General features: G+C 68.4%; 17 protein-coding genes. 11 read left to right on the plus strand and 6 right to left on the minus strand.

Annotated elements, in window-relative coordinates; all coding sequences use genetic code 11:
* Positions 1–2 precede the first annotated feature (2 nt).
* From ON38_RS11295 to ON38_RS11305, 3 genes are all read right to left on the minus strand, one after another.
* On the minus strand, positions 3–419 hold the full coding sequence (locus tag ON38_RS11295) for a DUF779 domain-containing protein (RefSeq protein ID WP_157181731.1): 417 nt from the start codon (positions 417–419) through the stop codon (positions 3–5).
* A 324-nt stretch (positions 420–743) separates the two neighbouring features.
* Positions 744–1,052 (minus strand): hypothetical protein, encoded by a 309-nt coding sequence (locus ON38_RS11300; protein WP_039824629.1) that lies wholly within the window; start codon positions 1,050–1,052, stop codon positions 744–746.
* 144 nt (positions 1,053–1,196) lie between these two features.
* Complete coding sequence (locus ON38_RS11305; protein WP_039824630.1) at positions 1,197–1,838, minus strand: TetR/AcrR family transcriptional regulator; 642 nt, start codon at positions 1,836–1,838, stop codon at positions 1,197–1,199.
* A gap of 112 nt (positions 1,839–1,950) precedes the next feature.
* Between ON38_RS11305 and ON38_RS11310 the strand changes: the two genes are divergently transcribed.
* The 11 genes from ON38_RS11310 (at position 1,951) to thpD (ending at position 12,552) form a co-directional block, all read left to right on the plus strand.
* Positions 1,951–3,030 (plus strand): NAD-dependent epimerase/dehydratase family protein, encoded by a 1,080-nt coding sequence (locus tag ON38_RS11310; protein WP_039824736.1) that lies wholly within the window; start codon positions 1,951–1,953, stop codon positions 3,028–3,030.
* A 9-nt stretch (positions 3,031–3,039) separates the two neighbouring features.
* Positions 3,040–3,231 carry a hypothetical protein gene (locus tag ON38_RS11315; protein ID WP_039824632.1) on the plus strand — a complete coding sequence of 64 codons (192 nt, stop codon included), beginning with the start codon at positions 3,040–3,042 and terminating at the stop codon, positions 3,229–3,231.
* Positions 3,232–3,561: 330 nt separating this feature from the next.
* Positions 3,562–5,103 (plus strand): flavin-containing monooxygenase, encoded by a 1,542-nt coding sequence (locus ON38_RS11320; protein ID WP_039824634.1) that lies wholly within the window; start codon positions 3,562–3,564, stop codon positions 5,101–5,103.
* A 136-nt stretch (positions 5,104–5,239) separates the two neighbouring features.
* Positions 5,240–6,613, plus strand: a complete 1,374-nt coding sequence (locus ON38_RS11325; protein ID WP_039824635.1) for an FAD-dependent oxidoreductase — start codon at positions 5,240–5,242, stop codon at positions 6,611–6,613.
* A gap of 142 nt (positions 6,614–6,755) precedes the next feature.
* Positions 6,756–7,865 (plus strand): PP2C family protein-serine/threonine phosphatase, encoded by a 1,110-nt coding sequence (locus ON38_RS11330; protein ID WP_051164609.1) that lies wholly within the window; start codon positions 6,756–6,758, stop codon positions 7,863–7,865.
* Between the two features lie 214 nt (positions 7,866–8,079).
* Entirely contained in the window at positions 8,080–8,385 is a 306-nt protein-coding gene (locus ON38_RS11335; RefSeq protein ID WP_039824637.1) for a hypothetical protein, read from the plus strand.
* 160 nt (positions 8,386–8,545) lie between these two features.
* The gene (locus tag ON38_RS11340; protein WP_157181732.1) at positions 8,546–8,800 is read left to right on the plus strand and encodes a hypothetical protein; all 255 of its coding nucleotides are present in this window, start codon (positions 8,546–8,548) and stop codon (positions 8,798–8,800) included.
* Positions 8,801–9,383: 583 nt separating this feature from the next.
* Positions 9,384–9,998 (plus strand): diaminobutyrate acetyltransferase, encoded by a 615-nt coding sequence (gene ectA, locus ON38_RS11345; protein ID WP_083872539.1) that lies wholly within the window; start codon positions 9,384–9,386, stop codon positions 9,996–9,998.
* On the plus strand, positions 9,995–11,254 hold the full coding sequence (ectB, locus tag ON38_RS11350) for a diaminobutyrate--2-oxoglutarate transaminase (RefSeq protein ID WP_039824642.1): 1,260 nt from the start codon (positions 9,995–9,997) through the stop codon (positions 11,252–11,254). Before ectA ends, ectB begins: the two co-directional genes overlap by 4 nt.
* A gap of 14 nt (positions 11,255–11,268) precedes the next feature.
* Complete coding sequence (locus tag ON38_RS11355; RefSeq protein ID WP_039824644.1) at positions 11,269–11,664, plus strand: ectoine synthase; 396 nt, start codon at positions 11,269–11,271, stop codon at positions 11,662–11,664.
* A gap of 18 nt (positions 11,665–11,682) precedes the next feature.
* Positions 11,683–12,552, plus strand: a complete 870-nt coding sequence (gene thpD, locus ON38_RS11360; RefSeq protein ID WP_039824645.1) for an ectoine hydroxylase — start codon at positions 11,683–11,685, stop codon at positions 12,550–12,552.
* A 68-nt stretch (positions 12,553–12,620) separates the two neighbouring features.
* Here the strand turns inward: thpD and erm are convergent, their stop codons facing one another.
* From erm to ON38_RS11375, 3 genes are all read right to left on the minus strand, one after another.
* Positions 12,621–13,442, minus strand: a complete 822-nt coding sequence (erm, locus tag ON38_RS11365) for a 23S ribosomal RNA methyltransferase Erm (protein WP_039824739.1) — start codon at positions 13,440–13,442, stop codon at positions 12,621–12,623.
* Positions 13,443–13,765: 323 nt separating this feature from the next.
* Positions 13,766–15,259, minus strand: coding sequence for an MFS transporter (locus tag ON38_RS11370; protein ID WP_083872540.1), 1,494 nt, complete (start codon positions 15,257–15,259; stop codon positions 13,766–13,768).
* A gap of 120 nt (positions 15,260–15,379) precedes the next feature.
* A complete protein-coding gene (locus ON38_RS11375; protein ID WP_039824647.1) occupies positions 15,380–17,014 on the minus strand; it encodes a hypothetical protein in 1,635 nt (544 codons plus the stop codon).
* Between the last annotated feature and the right edge of the window lie 449 nt (positions 17,015–17,463).

Raw genomic sequence — 17,463 nt, forward strand, 5'->3', positions numbered from 1 at the left:
GGTCAGGTGGCGGTGCCGTGGTTGCCGCGCCTGCGGCTGTCCAGTGCGGCGGCTTCCGCGGCGCTGAGGCGGCGGGTGCGGAGCAGGAAGATCGCGGCCTCCTCGGGAGGTGACCCGTCGGTCGAGTCACTTCCGGGGGCCGGACCCGCGCCGGCGGGGACGTCCACGGTGAGGTGTTCGCGCTCGAAACGGGTATAGGCCTGCGCGCTCATCCACAGTTCGGTATGCCAGGCGAGGCGGCCGAACAGTGTATCGCCCTCGGCCGCACGGAAATCGCGGATCGGAAGCCAGCTCGGTTGCGGGTCGGCGGAATCCCGGTGCGGGAGGTACAGCAGGATGGGCCCGTGCTGTTCGATCAACTCGCGTAACGCGTTGCGGGCCCGATCGGTTACCGCGACTCGGTCGCTGCGATACGCCATCAGCAACTCCGCGTCGCGCCGTGGCACGGCGGTGGTGTTGCCGAATCGATCCGATGAAACATGTCGCTCCCTTGTGCATCGTCTCCGGCCCCGTATCGGACGGGCCCGGGGATTCGCTCACCCACCGTCCGAGTTACCGGCTCGTGGCGGCCGGCACTTTTGCGAACACATTCTTGCGTATTGCGCTCGTCGGAGCGAGGGGATACCCGTGATCGCCCGAAAACGCTTGTGGTATAACGCTGTGTGCTCGCCGACTGGGGCCGAGTAGGCGGCCGGTCCGCCTCGAACGGCGCTGCGGCGCCTCCGGAACCGGTGCGCGCCTGCCTATTTGCGGATGAAGATACCCGCGACGTCGGCCCGCTCGATCGGAGTGTCGGCATTGGCCTGCACGCTGCACAGCGCGTTCACCGCCGCGATGGACAGATCCACGTTCGTACCGCTCGGTTCCGCCCCCTGCTGTTCCTCCAGGAACTTGGTGATGGTGACGCGCTGGGTCTTCTGATCCTGCTCAACGTATTCACGGCACGGGGTATCGCCGCCTTTGTTCATGGCTCGTTCGATTTCCGTACAGCCGGTCAGCGTGAGCACAGCGGCCGCGATCAGCAGGCCCGCGCGGGCCTTCGTGGCATTCATCGACAACAATCCTCCTGGTCGGCTCGGGTCGGCGGCGCGGACCCGAGTCCAGTTCACTCTATGCCGGGCATACCCGGCAAAGCGGCGGCCAAGCGGTGACGGCGCTCTCGTAGGTTCCGCCGGTGGTCGGCGGCGCGGACCCGATCACCGCGGCGGGAGCGTGGGCGGTGTTCCCGAGCCGCTGCCGAGAAACCCGGGAATGCCGTCGACCACCGAATCGACCAGGGCGGCCGCTGTCGTGCCGAACAGGGTGCCACGCTTGTCCAGCTGGCCGTCGAGCCACAGCGACGCCAGGCCGTGTCCGAGCGCCCAGAGCGTCAGGGTGGTCGGTTCGGCGCGGTCCGGAGGCAGTTCACCGGCGGTCACGCAGGCCGCGACGGCGTCGGCCAGTACGCCGAAGGCGGCCTCGCCGGCGGCGCGGGTCTCGGGATGTTTCTCCGGCTGGGACAGTTCCGGGCGGAACATCAGCCGGAAGTATCCGGGCTGCTCCCGGGCGAACCGGATATAGCACTGTTCCAGTGCGAGGAGCGCCGCGGTGGGAGAGTCGGCGGTGGCGCGGGCGGCCGAGAGCCGGTCGGTGAGCAATCGGAAACCCTGGGTGGCGAGATCGGCCAGCAGTGCCGCGCGATCGGCGAAATGGTGGTAGGGAGCGCCGGAACTCACCCCGGCTTCCCTGGCCACCCGGCGCAGGCTCACCGCCGCGATGCCCTCGGTTTCGATGAGGCGCAGACAGGCGGCCAGCAGGGCATCCCGCAGGGCGCCGTGGTGGTAGGAGGTCCGGGTCACCTTCCGAGCGTAAGCGCCGGGCGTTCCGCACGCCGACAGGGTCTGGACAGCAAATCTATACGGTGCTTAGATTATCTGAGCAGCGTTCAGATCAATTGGATCGAGGATGGAAATGAGCACACGGGTACTCGTCACCGGCGCCACGGGATTCGTCGCCGGGCATATCGTCGTCGAATTGCTGGAGCACGGTTACGCGGTCCGCGGCACCGTACGCGACCTCGGCGGTACCGGCAGGCGGGCGCATCTCGTCGAGCATGCCGCCCGGGTGGGCGGTGACCTGGAATTCGTCGCGGCCGACCTGGATCACGACGCCGGTTGGGCCGAAGCCGTCGCGGGCTGTACGCAGGTGTTGCACGTGGCCTCGCCCTTCCCGGCGACCCCGCCCGCCGACGACAACGAGCTGATCCGCACCGCGGTGGACGGCACCCTGCGGGTGCTGCGGGCCGCGGCCGCCGCGCCCGGCGTGCGGCGAGTGGTGCTGACCTCCTCGATCGCCGCCATCGCGCACGGGCATCGCGACGACGCGGTACGCACCGAGGCGGATTGGACCGTGGTCGAGCGCAGCCCGGCGTATCAGCGCAGCAAAACACTGGCCGAGCGCGCGGCGTGGGAATTCGCCGGATCCCTGCCCGCGGCGCGCGGTCTCGAGCTGGTCGTGGTGAATCCGGGAATGGTGCTCGGCCCGGTGCTGTCCCCGGAGACGAGCACCTCGCACGAACCGGTCCGCCGGCTGCTGGCCGGCGCTGCCCCGGGCGTGCCGCGAGTGGGATGGTCGGTGGTCGACGTGCGCGATCTGGCGGTGGCGCACCGGTTGGCCATGGAGACCGCGCAGGCGGCCGGAAACCGCTACATCTGCGCCGGCGATCATGTGTGGATGCGGGATATGGCCCAGATCCTGGCCGAGGCATACGGGCCGCGCGGATTCCGTGTCGCCACCCGTGCGCTGCCCGATTCGCTGGTACGCCTGGTGTCGCTGTTCGATCGTGGACTACGTCTGACGGTTCCGTCGCTGGGCCGGGTCGAGAGGGTCAGCGCCGCCCGGGCCCGGCGCGACCTGGGATGGACGATGCGGCCGGTGGGGGAGACGGTGCGGGATACCGCGGAGAGCCTGCTGCACGAGGGTGTGGTGCCGGCGCCCGGGCGCGCCGGATCCGATTCGGGTGCCCGCCGGGTGCCGACGGCCGGGGTGTGAGGGGCCGGGATGCTGATCGCGACATTGCTGATCACCGCGGGGGCGCTGGGACGCCGGTGGCGTACCGGGCGATTGTCGCGGGAACGCGCCACGGCCCGCCCCGCGCGGGGGCGCCGATGGCGAGGTGTCCCGGTGGCGGTGCCGATCGCGTTCGCCTCGCTGGGCGGTGCCACCGCCACCGTGGCGGTGGTCTGCTGCTGAGGGCGTTCCCGCTGCCGCGGATGTGGCCGGAACGGGGCGGCCCGCCGTCCTCCACCCAGGTCCGCGGATCGTATGAGTGTGCGGAGCCGACCGTGGGCCCACGGCCATACGCGGTGTGGAATAATTGTGTTTTAGATCACATTCGCCGCAGGTTGAGCGGATTGTAGGTCCAGGCCTTCGAGCCGCCTGCCTTGCTCGGGAACGGGCAGGGCGGGCGGAATCCGCCTCGCGGCATGCGACCCGGGATTTATCAAGTACTCTCGGTTACATGTAAATGGTGTGTCTGTCATGATTGGCGACGACCCCGGGCACGAGCAGACGAGGAACGCAATGACGCGGCATGTCGACGTACTGATCATCGGAGCCGGTCTGTCCGGTATCGATGTGGCCTGTCACCTGGAGAAGGAGGAGACCGGGCGCAGCTACGCGATCCTGGAGCGCCGCACCGCGGTCGGTGGTACCTGGGACCTCTTCCGCTATCCGGGCATCCGCTCCGACTCCGATATGTACTCCTTCGGCTACGGCTTCCGGCCGTGGCGCGGAACCCGCATGCTCGCCGACGGCGCCGGCATCCGCCGCTACATCGCCGAGACCGCCGACGAATACGGCGTGTCGCCGAAGATCCGGTTCGGCCGCAAGGTCGTCTCCGCGAGCTGGTCCGGCGCGGACAACCGGTGGACGGTGCGCGCCGTCGAGGAAGAGACCGGCGCCGAGGAGATCTGGACCAGTACCTTCCTGGTGGGGGCCACCGGCTACTACGACTACGACAACGGCCACCGGCCGACGTTCCCCGGCGAGGACGCGTTCACCGGCCGGATCGTGCACCCGCAGCACTGGCCGGAAGATCTGGACTACCGGGACAAGAAGGTGGTCGTGATCGGCAGCGGGGCCACCGCGATCACGCTGGTGCCGTCCATGGTGGGTGAGGCCGCCCATGTGACCATGCTGCAGCGCTCGCCCACCTATATCGCCTCCATCCCGGGCGACGACCCGGTGGCGGTGGGGCTGACGAAGGTCGGCTCACCCGCCGGGCTCACCTATCGCGTCGGGCGGGCGCGCAATATCGCGGTACAGCAGGCCAGCTACCAGCTGTCGCGGCGGCAGCCGACGCTGGCCCGGCAGATGTTCCTGAAGTGGGTCCGGATGGCGGTCGGCCCGGGGGTGGACATGCGCCATTTCACCCCCGAGTACGCACCCTGGGATCAGCGCCTGTGCGTGGTACCCGACGGCGACCTGTTCAAAGCCCTGCGTCGCGGCGACGCCTCGGTGGTCACCGACACCATCGAAACCTTCACCGAACGGGGTATCCGGGTTTCCTCGGGCGAGGAGATCGAAGCCGATATCGTCGTGACCGCCACCGGGCTGACCATCCAGATCCTGGGTGGTGTAGCGCTCGAGGTGGACGGTGAGCCGGTGGTCACCCGGGACCTGGTCATGTACAAGGGCTCGCTGCTCGACGGCGTGCCGAACGCCTTGATGGTGCTCGGGTACACCAATGCCTCCTGGACGCTGAAGGCCGATCTGGCCGCCGAGTACTTCTGCCGGGTGCTGAACCGGATGCGCGACAAGGGGTACAGCCGGTTCGTGGTCCGGGCGCGGGATTCCGATCGCTCCGAGGTGTCGGTCATGGGCGGTGCGCTGAGTTCCGGGTACATCCAGCGCGGAGACGCGGTCATGCCGCGGCAGGGGACCGGCGGCCCGTGGAAGGTGGTCAACAGCTACTTCCGCGACCGGGCCTACCTGCGCAAGAGCCCGATCGAGGACGGGATCCTGACCTTCACCGGCCGCGACGGGTCCGAGACCACCGGTTCCGGGGGCCGGGCGCGCGGCGCGGCGAGCCGTCTGCCGCGTAGCGCCGCGCGGTCCGCCTGAGGAGGCGACCGCCCGGCCGGATACCGGAGATCGACGGAACCGGAGCACGATGCCGGGCCCCGCGACCGCCCGGGTGGAATACAGACCGGAAGCCCGGTGCGGGTGGCATCGGGCGCCGGCTGGGTAGTTTGATCTCATGACAGAGCGGTTGGTGGTCGTCGGCGGGGACGCGACCGGAATGTCGGCGGCCGCCCAGGCCCGGCGGCAGCGGGTGGCGTCGGAGCTCGAGATCGTGGTGTTCGAACGCGGCCATTTCACCTCGTACTCCGCCTGCGGTATCCCGTACTGGGTGGGCGGCCATGTGCGGGAGCGCGATCACCTCATCGCCCGGACCCCGGAGGAGCACCGGGCGCGCGGAATCGATGTGCGCCTGCGCCACGAAGTCGTGGAACTGGATCTGTCCGCGGGCCGGCTGCGCAGCAGGGACCTGGCCACCGGTGCCGAGACCTGGACCGGGTACGACCATCTCGTCCTGGCGACCGGGGCGCGCCCGATCCGGCCGGCCCTGCCCGGAATCCACGCCCCCGGAGTCCACGGTGTACAGACCCTCGACGACGGCGAGGCGCTCATCGCGGCGCTGGCCGCCGGTACCGGCCGGCGAGCGGTGGTGGTCGGGGCCGGATATATCGGTGTCGAGATGGCCGAGGCGCTGATCCGGCGCGGTTACGAGGTCACCATCGTGCACAGCGGCGCCCAGCCGATGTCGACCCTGGACCCGGATATGGGTGTGCTTGTGCGCGAGGCGCTGCAGGGTCTGGATGTGAACGTGGTCGGGGACAGCGAGGTCACCGAGATCCGCACCGGAGACGACGGCCGGGTCCGGGCGGTGTTCGCCGCCGGTCGCGAACATCCGGCGGATGTGGTGGTCCTCGGGATCGGGGTGGTGCCCGAGACGACCTTGGCCGCCGCGGCCGGACTGCCGATCGGGGATCACGGCGGGCTGCTCACCGATTCGGCCATGCGAGTGACCGGGTACGACAACATCTGGGCCGGCGGGGATTGTGTCGAAGTGCTGGACCTGGTCTCGGGCATGCGCAGGCATATCGCGCTCGGGACGCATGCGAACAAACACGGTCAGATCATCGGCGCCAATATCGGCGGCGGATACGCGACCTTTCCCGGGGTCGTCGGCACCGCCGTCAGCAAGGTCTGCGACCTCGAGGTGGCGCGAACGGGCCTGCGGGAGAAGGACGCTCGTGCCGTGGGCCTGCAGTACGTCACCGCGACCATCGAATCCACCAGTCGCGCCGGCTATCTACCGGACGCGCCCGTGATGACGGTGAAGATGCTGGCGGAACGGCTCAGCGGCCGGCTGCTCGGAGTGCAGATCGTGGGCCGGGAAGGCGCGGGCAAACGCGTCGATATCGCGGCCGTGGCGCTGACCGCGGGAATGACGGTGGCGCAGATGACCACACTCGATCTCGGCTATGCGCCTCCCTTCTCGCCGGTATGGGATCCGGTGCTGGTGGCAGCGCGCAAAGCGGTGCGCGCGGTGCGGGAGCGCGGGTGAACTCACTCGTGCGCGTACCGCGTACTATCGTCGATCGTCAGTACGGAACGGGTCGAACGAAGGGGGACGGTGTGCGGACCCGAGATATCCGGAATATCCGGATCGGCGAGCACCGGAAACTACTCATGAATGTGGCGGCCGGATGAACCCTGACGCGAACGCCGGAGGCGCCGACCCGGCGGATATTCTCGACGCGGTGACCGAGCCGGTACCGCGGGTGCGGGAAACATTCGATACCCGTCGCCGCGCCGCCGCCGCGGAAGCGACCGTGCCGCGGCAGTCGCTGGCCTCGGGTATCCACCGGGTCGCCCTCCCGGACGACGAGTTCGCCGAAGTGGTGTGCGTGAACTGCGGGACGCAGAGCCGGGGCCCGCGCTGTCCCACCTGTGAGCATCCGCATCGTGTCCAGGATCGTTTCGAGGCCGATCTGGGGGTCGTCGGTCTCGTCACCGATCGCGGAATCCTGCACGCGCGCAATGAGGATGCCGTGGCCGCCGCGGTGGTACCGGGTGACAACGGGGAGCCGGAGACCATCGTGCTGGTGGTCTGCGACGGAGTCTCGTCCTCTCCGGACCCGCAGGCCGCCTCGGGCACCGCCGCGCGCACCGGAGTCGATGCGTGCCTGGCCGCGCTGGCCGGTGATCGTACGGCCGAGGAGGCCACCGCCGCGGGGATGGCGGCGGCTTCGGAGGCGGTGCGAAATCTGGTCGGTCCCGACGGCGACGCGCCGTCGTGCACCTATGTCTCGGCCATCGTGCGTACCGAGACCGAGGGTCGTATCTCGATCACCGTCTCCAATATCGGCGACAGCCGTGCCTACTGGCTGGCGGCCGGCGCGCCCGCGGCCCAGCAGCCGGCCCGCCCGGGGCATCCGGAGGTGCTGGCCGGGGCGCAGAAGCTCACCGTGGACGATTCGTGGGCGCAGACGCTGGTGGAAGCCGGCGCCATGGACGAGAAGGCCGCCATGGCCGATCCCCGGGCGCACACCCTGATGCGCTGGCTGGGAGCCGACGCCGGTCAGCAGCCGTGGTCCGCGGACAGTATCCGGACCTACTTCGCGGATACACCCGGATCGCTGCTGCTGTGTACCGACGGGCTCTGGAACTACCTGCCCGGCGCGGCGGATCTGGCCCGGCGCGTACTCGGCGTGCCGATCGCCGAGGGCGCACGGGCGCTCGTAGACTACGCCGTCGTCTGTGGTGGCAGCGATAACATCACAGTCGCGCTGACCCCGATTCCCGCCGCCGGATGATTCGATAACCGGCTTCGGCAAATATCGGGCAACGCGGTGAACCGGCCGCTGCCGCGGCGGCTCCGCCGGGGCGCGGGGCCACGGACATGGCGGACATCTCGGTGTCCGCTGTGTTTGCAAGAGTGCGAAGTCGGGTACAAGACGGGAAAGCCGGTGTGACTACCGAGGTCGCGCCGGGGAGAGCACGTACGCACCTACCGCAAGGAGGTTCGTCATGAAGGGTGGCCTGTCCGCCGCTCCCGGAACAACCATGGTCACCACGAATCATGAGGTCATCCGCCAGTGGGCCCAGCGGCGCGGTGCGAACCCGGCGACGACGCCCGGCAGTCAGTACGGCGGTGAGGTGGGGGTCCTGCGGTTGGATTTCCCGCACTACGGCGGGGCGGTACTGCAGCCGGTCAGCTGGGCCGACTGGTTCGCAACCTTCGACGCCCGGAAGCTGAACTTCCGGTATCAGGAGATGCGTCCCGACGGCACGCCCAGCAACTTCTTCCGCTTGGAACGCGCCGGCGATATCTGAACGTGAGGCATTTCACTCTGGGGGTTTACCCGGCGGGACTTCTGGCTATTCGTATAACCGAAAGGTTGCTCGAGTAAGCTGAGTAGCGGGCTGTCGCGTCGGTATGGGGATGCGAAACCCGCGCCGCGGCACGCCACGTGCGTCTGCAAGGGATTGAATATTGAGCGCGAACCTGATGATCGTGGAAGACGAGCGGGCGCGGGGCGCTGTGCGCCCGGCCACGCAGAACGAGGGCTACGACGTCGCGGTGGCCGCGGAAGCCGAGGCCGCGCTCACCCATCCGTGCGCGACCGGTGTTCCCGGCGCCACGATCATCGCTCCGAGACCCGGCGGTGGAGCCGGGCAGGAATTATCCGACCCGCGGATCGTGGCCGCCGTTCGCGGTCTCGGTTACCGGCTGGACGTCCAGCTCTAGATCATGGCCGGCGCGACGAGCGCAACCCGTATCGGCCTCGGTACGGGGCGCCGAACGCTGCGCAACCGGGGTTGCGTCGTGAAGCCCGGCTCGTCGGCGTCGGGCCGGGATCGCACCGGCCTCGAGTGCCTGCTACCCGGTGACGTGGGTCACGAACTGCCTACCCCCCTGGCCGCCTCGGCGCGGGCGATGGATTCACTGGCCCGGTACCGCGAAGACGAATCGCGGTGTGCACGTCCGGTACCGCACCGGGTGAACGTGGTGGCGTCGATCAGCGCCGGTCGTTCGTGGATTCACCGGTGCGGGCCGGGGCTGCGATCGTGTGCGCGGGCTGCCGTCGCGCCGGCCCCGCAGGGGCGGACGGAGGCCCGGCGCGGGGCGCCGAAACGTCGGCCGCATCCCACGGAAGGGTGGAATGTGAGGAGCGCCCTTCCGCATTGCGCGTTTCGTTCTCCGGATTCCGGTTATTCAACGAGAGGGGCCCACTTAACACGCCTGTAACACGACCGTAAAGAGCTCGACCAGTTGTCTCGGAGTTAATTCGTGAGCCTGGGAAAGTACTGCACGCAGACATCGGAGTTGTATGTCTTTACAAACTGAGTCCACGCAGACCGCCGGCCCTGCCGGCAACGACTCGGCCACTTCGTCCGCCGCCACCGATGCGGAGCCCGCCAGTACCGGCGTGGTCCTGCGGGCACCGCGGATCACCGACGCCGCGCGACTGTGGCAGATCGCCGACGAGTCGCAAGTATTGGATGTCAATTCGAGCTACGCCTACCTGCTGTGGTGTCGCGATTTCGCCGCCAGTTCGGTAGTCGTCGAGAGCGAAGGCCGAGTCGTCGGATTCGTGACCGGCTATGTGAGACCCGAAGCGCCCGGCACCCTGTTCGTATGGCAGGTCGCCGTGGACGCCGACCAGCGTGGCCGTGGCCTGGGGGTCGCCATGCTGGACTGGCTGGTATCCACCGTCACCGCGCCCGGCCATCCGGCCGGCGGCGCCGTCGAGGCGCTGGAGACCACCGTATCCCCCGACAATCCCGCCTCGATCGCCATGTTCGCGTCGCTGGCCCGCCGCCGCGGTGCCGAAATGGTGCGCAGCGAACTGTTCGAGCCGGATGTTTTCCCGGACAGCCATGCTGCCGAGGACCTCTACCACATTTCCCCGATCGCCCGTAAAACCGAAAGGGATCACTCATGATTGCCGCCGAAACGACGATCTTCGACGAAATCGAATCGAATGTCCGCGGTTACTGCCGTTCCTGGCCGACAGTCTTCGAGACCGCGCAGGGCGCCTGGCTGCGTGATGAGTCCGGTAAAGATTTTCTCGATTTCTTCGCGGGGGCGGGCGCGCTCAACTACGGGCACAACAACCCGGTGCTGAAATCGGCGCTGGTGGACTACATCGCCGGCGACGGAATCACGCACGGCCTGGATATGTCGACCATTGCCAAGCGCAAACTACTCGAAACCGTCCGCGATACCCTGCTGGCCCCCCGCGGCCTGGACTACAAGGTCCAGTTCCCCGGGCCGACCGGTGCGAACGCGGTCGAGGCCGCGCTCAAACTGGCCCGCAAGGTGACCGGTCGTCAGACCATCATGAGCTTCACCAACGCGTTCCACGGGATGACGCTCGGCGCCCTGTCGGTGACCGGTAACGCCATGAAGCGCGCGGGCGCCGGCGTCCCGCTCAACCACGCCACCCCGATGCCCTACGACGGCTACTTCGACGGCGCCACCACCGACTTCCTGTGGATGGAACGCGTGCTCGACGATTCGTCGTCGGGTATGGACCGGCCGGCCGCCGTCATCGTGGAGACCGTGCAGGGTGAAGGCGGTGTCAACCTGGCTCGGGACGAATGGCTGCGGCACCTGGCCTCCCTGTGCGCCGCGCGCGGCATCCTGCTCATCGTCGACGACGTCCAGATGGGTTGCGGCCGGACCGGCCCGTTCTTCTCCTTCGAATCGGCCGGTATCACTCCCGATATCGTGACGTTGTCCAAGTCGGTCGGCGGTTACGGCCTGCCGATGGCGCTGGTGCTGTTCAAGCCCGAGCACGATGTGTGGTCACCCGGTGAGCACAACGGCACCTTCCGCGGTAACAATCCATCTTTTGTGACCGCGCAGGTGGCGCTCGAGCACTTCTGGTCCGATGATGAATTGGAGAAGTCCACCCTCGCCAAGGGCAAGCGGGTGGCCGCGGCGCTCGATGAGATCGCCGGGGCCGTTCCGGGGGTGTCCACCCGAGGCCGTGGCCTGGTGCACGGGCTGGTCTTCGACGACGCCTCACAGGCCGGGAAGGTCTGCCAGGTCTCGTTCGAACGCGGCCTGCTGGCCGAGACCTCGGGCGCGTCCGACGAAGTCGTCAAATTGCTCCCGCCGCTGACCATCGCCGAGGACGAACTGGACCAGGGCCTGCACATTTTGAGCGACGCCGTCGAAACCGTTTGCAGCTGAGAGGAAAACTACCGATGATCGTACGCACCACCGAGGAGATCACCGGCACCCACCGCGATGTCGGCGCCGAGAAGTGGCGGAGCAAACGGATCGTGCTGGGCGGCGATGGAGTGGGGTTCTCATTTCACGAGACCACCATCGAAGCCGGTACCTCTCACGTCTTCCACTATCAGAACCATGTGGAAGCGGTGTGGCTGGTCGAGGGTGAAGGCACCCTGCACGACCTGACCAACGACCGCACCTACGATCTCGCCCCGGGCACCATGTACCTGCTCGACGGACACGAGAAGCATGAGGTGCGGACCCGGACACGGATGCGGATGCTGTGCGTGTTCAATCCCCCTGTCACCGGGCAGGAGGTGCACGACGAGAACGGCGTTTATCCGTTGATCGCCGTTCCGGCCGACTGAGAGGAAGGACGAACGACGTTGGTAGACAATCGGATCGATCGCTATCCGACCAGAACCGCCGAGCGTCTGCCGCTGCAGGAGCGGCATGACGCGACTGTGTGGGGCCGGATCGGCAACGCGGAGCTGGCTGCGTTCGATACCGACGGTTTCGCGATCATGGATCGTTTGCTGGCCCCCGAGGAGGTGGCCGAGTACGCCGCCGAGATCGACCGGCTGGCAAGCGATCCGGATCTGCGGGGTGATGACCGGCTCATCGTGGAGAAATCGTCGCAGCAGGTGCGCTCGGTATTCGAGGTGCACAAACTGAGTCCGGCGGTGGCGGAGCTGGTGCGGGAAACACGGGTCGTGGACCTGGCCCGGCAGGTACTGGGATCGGATGTGTACATCCACCAGAGCCGGGTCAACTATCTGCCCGGATTCGGCACCGGTTTCTACTGGCACTCCGATTTCGAGACCTGGCACGCCGAAGACGGTATGCCCGCGCCTCGGGCGGTGAGCCTGTCCATCGCATTGACCGACAACTACCCGTACAACGGCAGCCTGATGGTGATGCCGGGGTCGCACCGGACGTTCGTCCCCTGCCAGGGGGAGACACCGGCCGACCACTATCGGGAATCGTTGCGTGAGCAGGAGATCGGAGTACCGAGTAAGGCCGATATCACCGACCTGGCGCATAAGTACGGGATCACCCAGTTCACCGGTGCGGCCGGTTCGGCGCTGCTGTTCGACTCGAACATCATGCACGCGTCGGGCAACAACATCACACCGTTCCCGCGGTCGAATATCTTCCTGGTGTTCAACAGTGTCGAGAACACGCTGGAGGAACCGTTCGCCGCACCCGCCCGGCGGCCGGCGTATATCGCCGATCGTGAGTTCACGCCGGTGTAGACGGGGACAGTTGCCCAGGGCGACGGGGGCGAATCCAGCGCGGGTTCGTCCCCGTCGTCGTGTCCGGGTCAGCGGCGCGCGCCACCCGGACCCCGCGTCTCGTACAACCGCCGGTAGAGCGTGAGCCACGCGTCCGGTGGCACCAGGCCCACCGGGGCGTCGGTCGGGATCGCGGCCTCCGCACACGCCGCGGCAACCGCACGCGCGGGGTGGATGCGGCGCAACGAGGCGGCGAGCGACCCGCCGACGCCGGAGAAACCGAGTTCGACCAGGCGCCGGTACTGCGCGCCGGATGCGGCGGGTAACAGAGGGGTGGGACGGCGGGCGATGTGCAGCACCGCCCCGTCCACCCGTGGGACCGGGAAGAACTCCCGGCGGTCGATCCGCTCGCCCAGCGTCGGTTCCGACTCCGGCCAGTGGGTGACGGTCAACTTGGTCCAACGGCCGTAGTCGCCGCTGTGCTTGCGCGCGAATTCGTATTGGGTGAGCAGTGTCGCCGAGGTCAGCCGTGGCGCGGCCAGGCACCAGCGCACGATATCGGTGCTCACCGCGAACGGAATGTTGGCGACCACGGCGAACGGTTCGCGCGGGGCGACGACTGTGCGGAAATCCTGGTTCCGCACCTGGAGACGGTGCTCACCGCCGTATCGGACGGCGAGCCGGCGGGCATAGTGCGGATCCTTCTCGTAGGCCACCACGCGGGCCGCGGCGGGGAGGAGGTGGCGGGTGAGCATACCGTCGCCGGGACCGATCTCGAGGACGAGATCGTCGCGGCCGATACCGGAAGCCCGCACGATTCGGCGAGCGATCCGGGGATCGGTGAGAAAATTCTGCGAGAGCCGCTTGCGGGTCGATGCGCGGGTACGCGAACCCGGAGCAGGGCGGGACATGGGATCCTCCGAAGAGTGGGCCGAATCGAAGACGCTGATTCGCCCGGACCCATGCCGGGGCAGGAGGCGGCGCGCAGTGGCGCCGAACGGTCGCGGCGGCGCCGATTCGAGTGAATCGGCGCCGATCACCGCCAGGTGGTCCCGCGGCGGGGATTACCCGGTGGGGTCAGCGGAGTGTGGGTGCACCGGCAGAGTCCGAGCTGCCGTGCGCGGCCGGATGTAGTACGCGCCGATCGCGCACACTCCGTTGCGGCACAAAGTTCCCATGGGGGCACACCCTAGGCGGGCCCGGCCGGCCGGGCCGCGGGCTCGTCGCCGCCGGATCAGGCGGCGCCCGCGCCCTGCGGGCAGGGTATATCGTGCGATCGACCCGGCACTGTGGCCAGTTCCGCGAGGTCCGACTCGAAGCCGGGGGCGGCCGGGCCCGTATCGCCGGTGGCGCCCGCGGCAACCGCACCGGTGCGGAAGCTACGGCTCAGTCGCCGGTAGTGCCGGCTGCCCAGCGCGTAGCCGGTGAAGAGCAGGCCGAGCACCCCCAACAGCACGAAGACCAGGGCCATTCCGCGGGCCTCGCCGGTGCCGAACCAGCCGCCGATCCAGCGCGCACCCGGCCCGGCGGTCATGAACGGGATGAAGAAGAACTGGGTCAGCGGGCTGACCAGGAACGCGGTGAGCGGCGAGGCCGCCTGTTCGACGCTCTGGGCGAACCCGAAGACCCGGCCCTGGCGCTGATAGGGCACGACCTTCTGCAGCACGGTCTGCTCGGCCGCTTCCGCAAAGGGCATGAGAACCATGAACACCGCCATCCCACCGATCAGCAGCAGGACGGAATCCTGGATCGGAAAGATCAGCATGACCGCCCACAGGGCCAGATTGACGAGCAGGATCAACCGCACCGGGTTCGACGATGTCCCCGTGCGCGCAACCAACAGCCCGCCGACGATCATCACCGCGCTGAGCGCACCCCAGATCAAGCCCCACGCCTGAACCGACATCATCGACAGCGCGTACGGATCCATCAGGGCCATGAGTCCGCCGAACAGCAGATTGTTCAAAGCCGAGAACACAATGAGCGGGACCATGCCAGGGATGGCGCGGATGACGCGTACGGTCCCGCGCAGATCGACCCGCTGCGGTTCGCCCGCGGCGGCGGCGTGGGCGAGCGATTCCGGCAGCGTCAGTCCCCGCAGGTGCACCACCGCGACGGTGAGCACGGCGACGGCCAGCGTCAGCACGCCCAGCATGCCGTTCCAACCCACCAGCAGCGCACTGACCACCGAGGTGAGCAGCTGGGAGATACCGCTCGTCGTACCGACCAGCCCGTTGGCCCGGTCCCGGTGGCGTTCGTCGAACATGGCGGTGACCACGGTGGGCAACGCGATCGTGCGCAGGCTCCCGGCCATCACTCCACTCATCGCGAGTACCACGAGCACCCACAGCCGGATACTCGCCGGATCGCGCCATGCCTCGGCGGGGGTGAGCGCGTAGTAGACCAGCGCGACGGCATAGATTCCGAGCGAGACGAGCGCGGATACCTGCATGACGCTCTTCTTGCGATGATGGTCGACGATGCTGCCGAACCACACCCCAGTGCCGGCCATCGCGACCAGGAAGAGGCCGGCGATCATCCCGGTGGCGAAAACCGATCGGGTCTGCAGGTACACGAAGAACGTGAGGCCGAACCACACGGTGAAGTTGATGAACGACACCACTAGCACGTTCACCAGTAGTTGTGCGAACGTCCGGACCGTGGAGTCGCCGAAATCGAGACGGGTCGCGGGTTCGGCGGCGGGGCGCCGGGTGGTTTCCATAGTCATGTACTCAACAACCTCGACATTGGTTCAGGTCAAGGGGTGACCTGCCGGAACTATCACCACCTCTGACCGCCGAGGCCGCCGAAAATGATCGGTGCCCGGAGAAATGCCGGCCGGCCCGGCTCACCGGCCCGCGGTCGGCACCGCGAAGGAGTCGGTGGTCTGCGCGGCATTGGCGATGACCTCTTCGGCGACCGCCTGCGTGCGCCACATCCGTGCCTCCGGCACGGCGCCGATCTGCTCGAGCAGATCGGCAAGGCTCGCCATGGACCGGATGTGCCGGCGCCCGGCCGCGACCCGCCACCATCGTTGCGCGGCATCGAATTCGTCGTGCCGGTAATAGAGGGCGCCCAGGTCGTAGGCGGCGCCGAGATGCCCGGCGTCGGCGGCTTCGGCCCACCACCGTGCGGCCTGCTCGTCGTCTCCCGCCGCGCACCGGGCCGCACCGAGTTCGTAGAGCCGATCCGGTCCGCCGGGGACGGTGGTGCTCTCGACGGCCGGGATCGGGGGCAGCGAACCATCGGCGACGGTATCGGCCGCCGAGGGCTCGTCGATGGCCGTCGATCCTTCCTCCGGGACGCGGTGGGCGGCCCGTGACGCGGTGAAATAGGCAGCGGGTAACGGGAATACGGAGGGCTCGTCCGCGCTGCGCGACTCCTGGACCGGCTCCGGGCCGTAATCCGGCAGGTCCGTCCCGCTGATCACCGGGACCAAGCCGGTCTGGTCGGGAGTGTCGGCCCATCCGTGGGCGAGGCCCGGAGCCGGGCCCGGGTCCTCCTCGGCGGTCCGTGTGTACCACTGTTCGGGTCCGGTGAGCAGTGTCGCCGGTCCGGAGAACGTGATCGCCGGCAGCGGATCGGGTACCGGTTCGTCGAACAGGGACGAGTAGTCGAAGAATTCGTCCGTGCCGTTGAGGGGCTCGACGAGGAAATCGGCACCGTCGACGTGCGGAGGGCACAGGACCAGGTCCGCGAGACTGCAGGGATAGCCTTCCGATTCGCCACTGTCGGCCGCGGTCCGCCCGGAGCGCCCGGCCGGACCGGTGCCGCCCCGGCCCGGCGCGACGACGGCGGTGACCGTACTCGCCCCGGCGGCGGGCGGGCGCGGAACCGGTGCGCCACCGGATCCGGGGGGTACGGCGGGAACGGAGACCGACGGCACGACGCCGGTCGCGGGAGTGAACAGGCGTGGACGTGGATCCACGGGGGTGCTGCGGACCTCGACCACCAGGTCGGCGAAATGCGGCGGTCCCTCACCCATACTGCACCACAGCACGGTGCGGTCGTTGTCCGTGCGTTCGACCACGATTCCGTAGTTTCCCGTCCAGGACCGGGGTTCGCCGGTGGCATCGGCCCAGACCGGAGTCAGTACGAAGAGCGCGCCGGGAGAGTGCGCGGTCAGGTCGAAGGTGATTCCCCGCTCCAGGGCGTCGCGCCAGATGTCGACACCGGTCAGCCGCCGCCCGTCGATCTCGATGTACCCGTCCACCATGGACAGGCCGATGCCGACGCCGGTCAGCCCGGCGGGTGGCGTGGCCGACAGCAGGGTGATCGTGAGGGCCGCTGCCGCCGTGGGCAATTGTTCGCTGTAGAGCGGGTGGACCGCCGTGCCCTCCCAGTCGATCGGTTCGGCGCTGCGATAGCGGAACGCGAGTGCCGGATCGCCGGCGAGTGGGTCTGCCGGGGTCCCGGCGGCGGTCGGCGTGTCGAGCGTGTCGAGCGTATCGCTCGTCAGCAACGGTGTGGCATCGAGGCGCACGCGGCGGAGGTACCTCGGTAGTTGCCCGGCACGCGGTGCCGAAGCGGGCATATCAGCCTGCGACGGAACAACTCCGGTCGACGACGATACCGGATCGAACATATCCTGCCCCGCCTTTCCCACCGCTCCCGTTGACCCCGCAGCAATGCGGTGGCTATACCGTACTAGCCGGATCTCTCGCGCGGGGGCTGATTTCGCGGGCCACAAGATTTCGTGTGCGGATGTCGAGTTCCGCTGGTGCGGTACCTGCCGGCGACCGCGTGGAGAGCGCGGCGGAACGGCCCGGAGGCGGCGTGGCACGGAGGTGACGCCGATCGGCGCGGAATTTCTCGGGCGGGGCGAGACCGGATTTATGTGTAACCGACGGTTACACATAAATTGGAGGGGTTCGAACCGAGGTCAGGGCCGAGAACCGGCGACAACGACACTGTACACCGGACGTTCCCCGA

It is taken from the genome of Nocardia testacea NBRC 100365 (genome assembly GCF_000308775.1).
Classification (GTDB): domain Bacteria; phylum Actinomycetota; class Actinomycetes; order Mycobacteriales; family Mycobacteriaceae; genus Nocardia; species Nocardia testacea.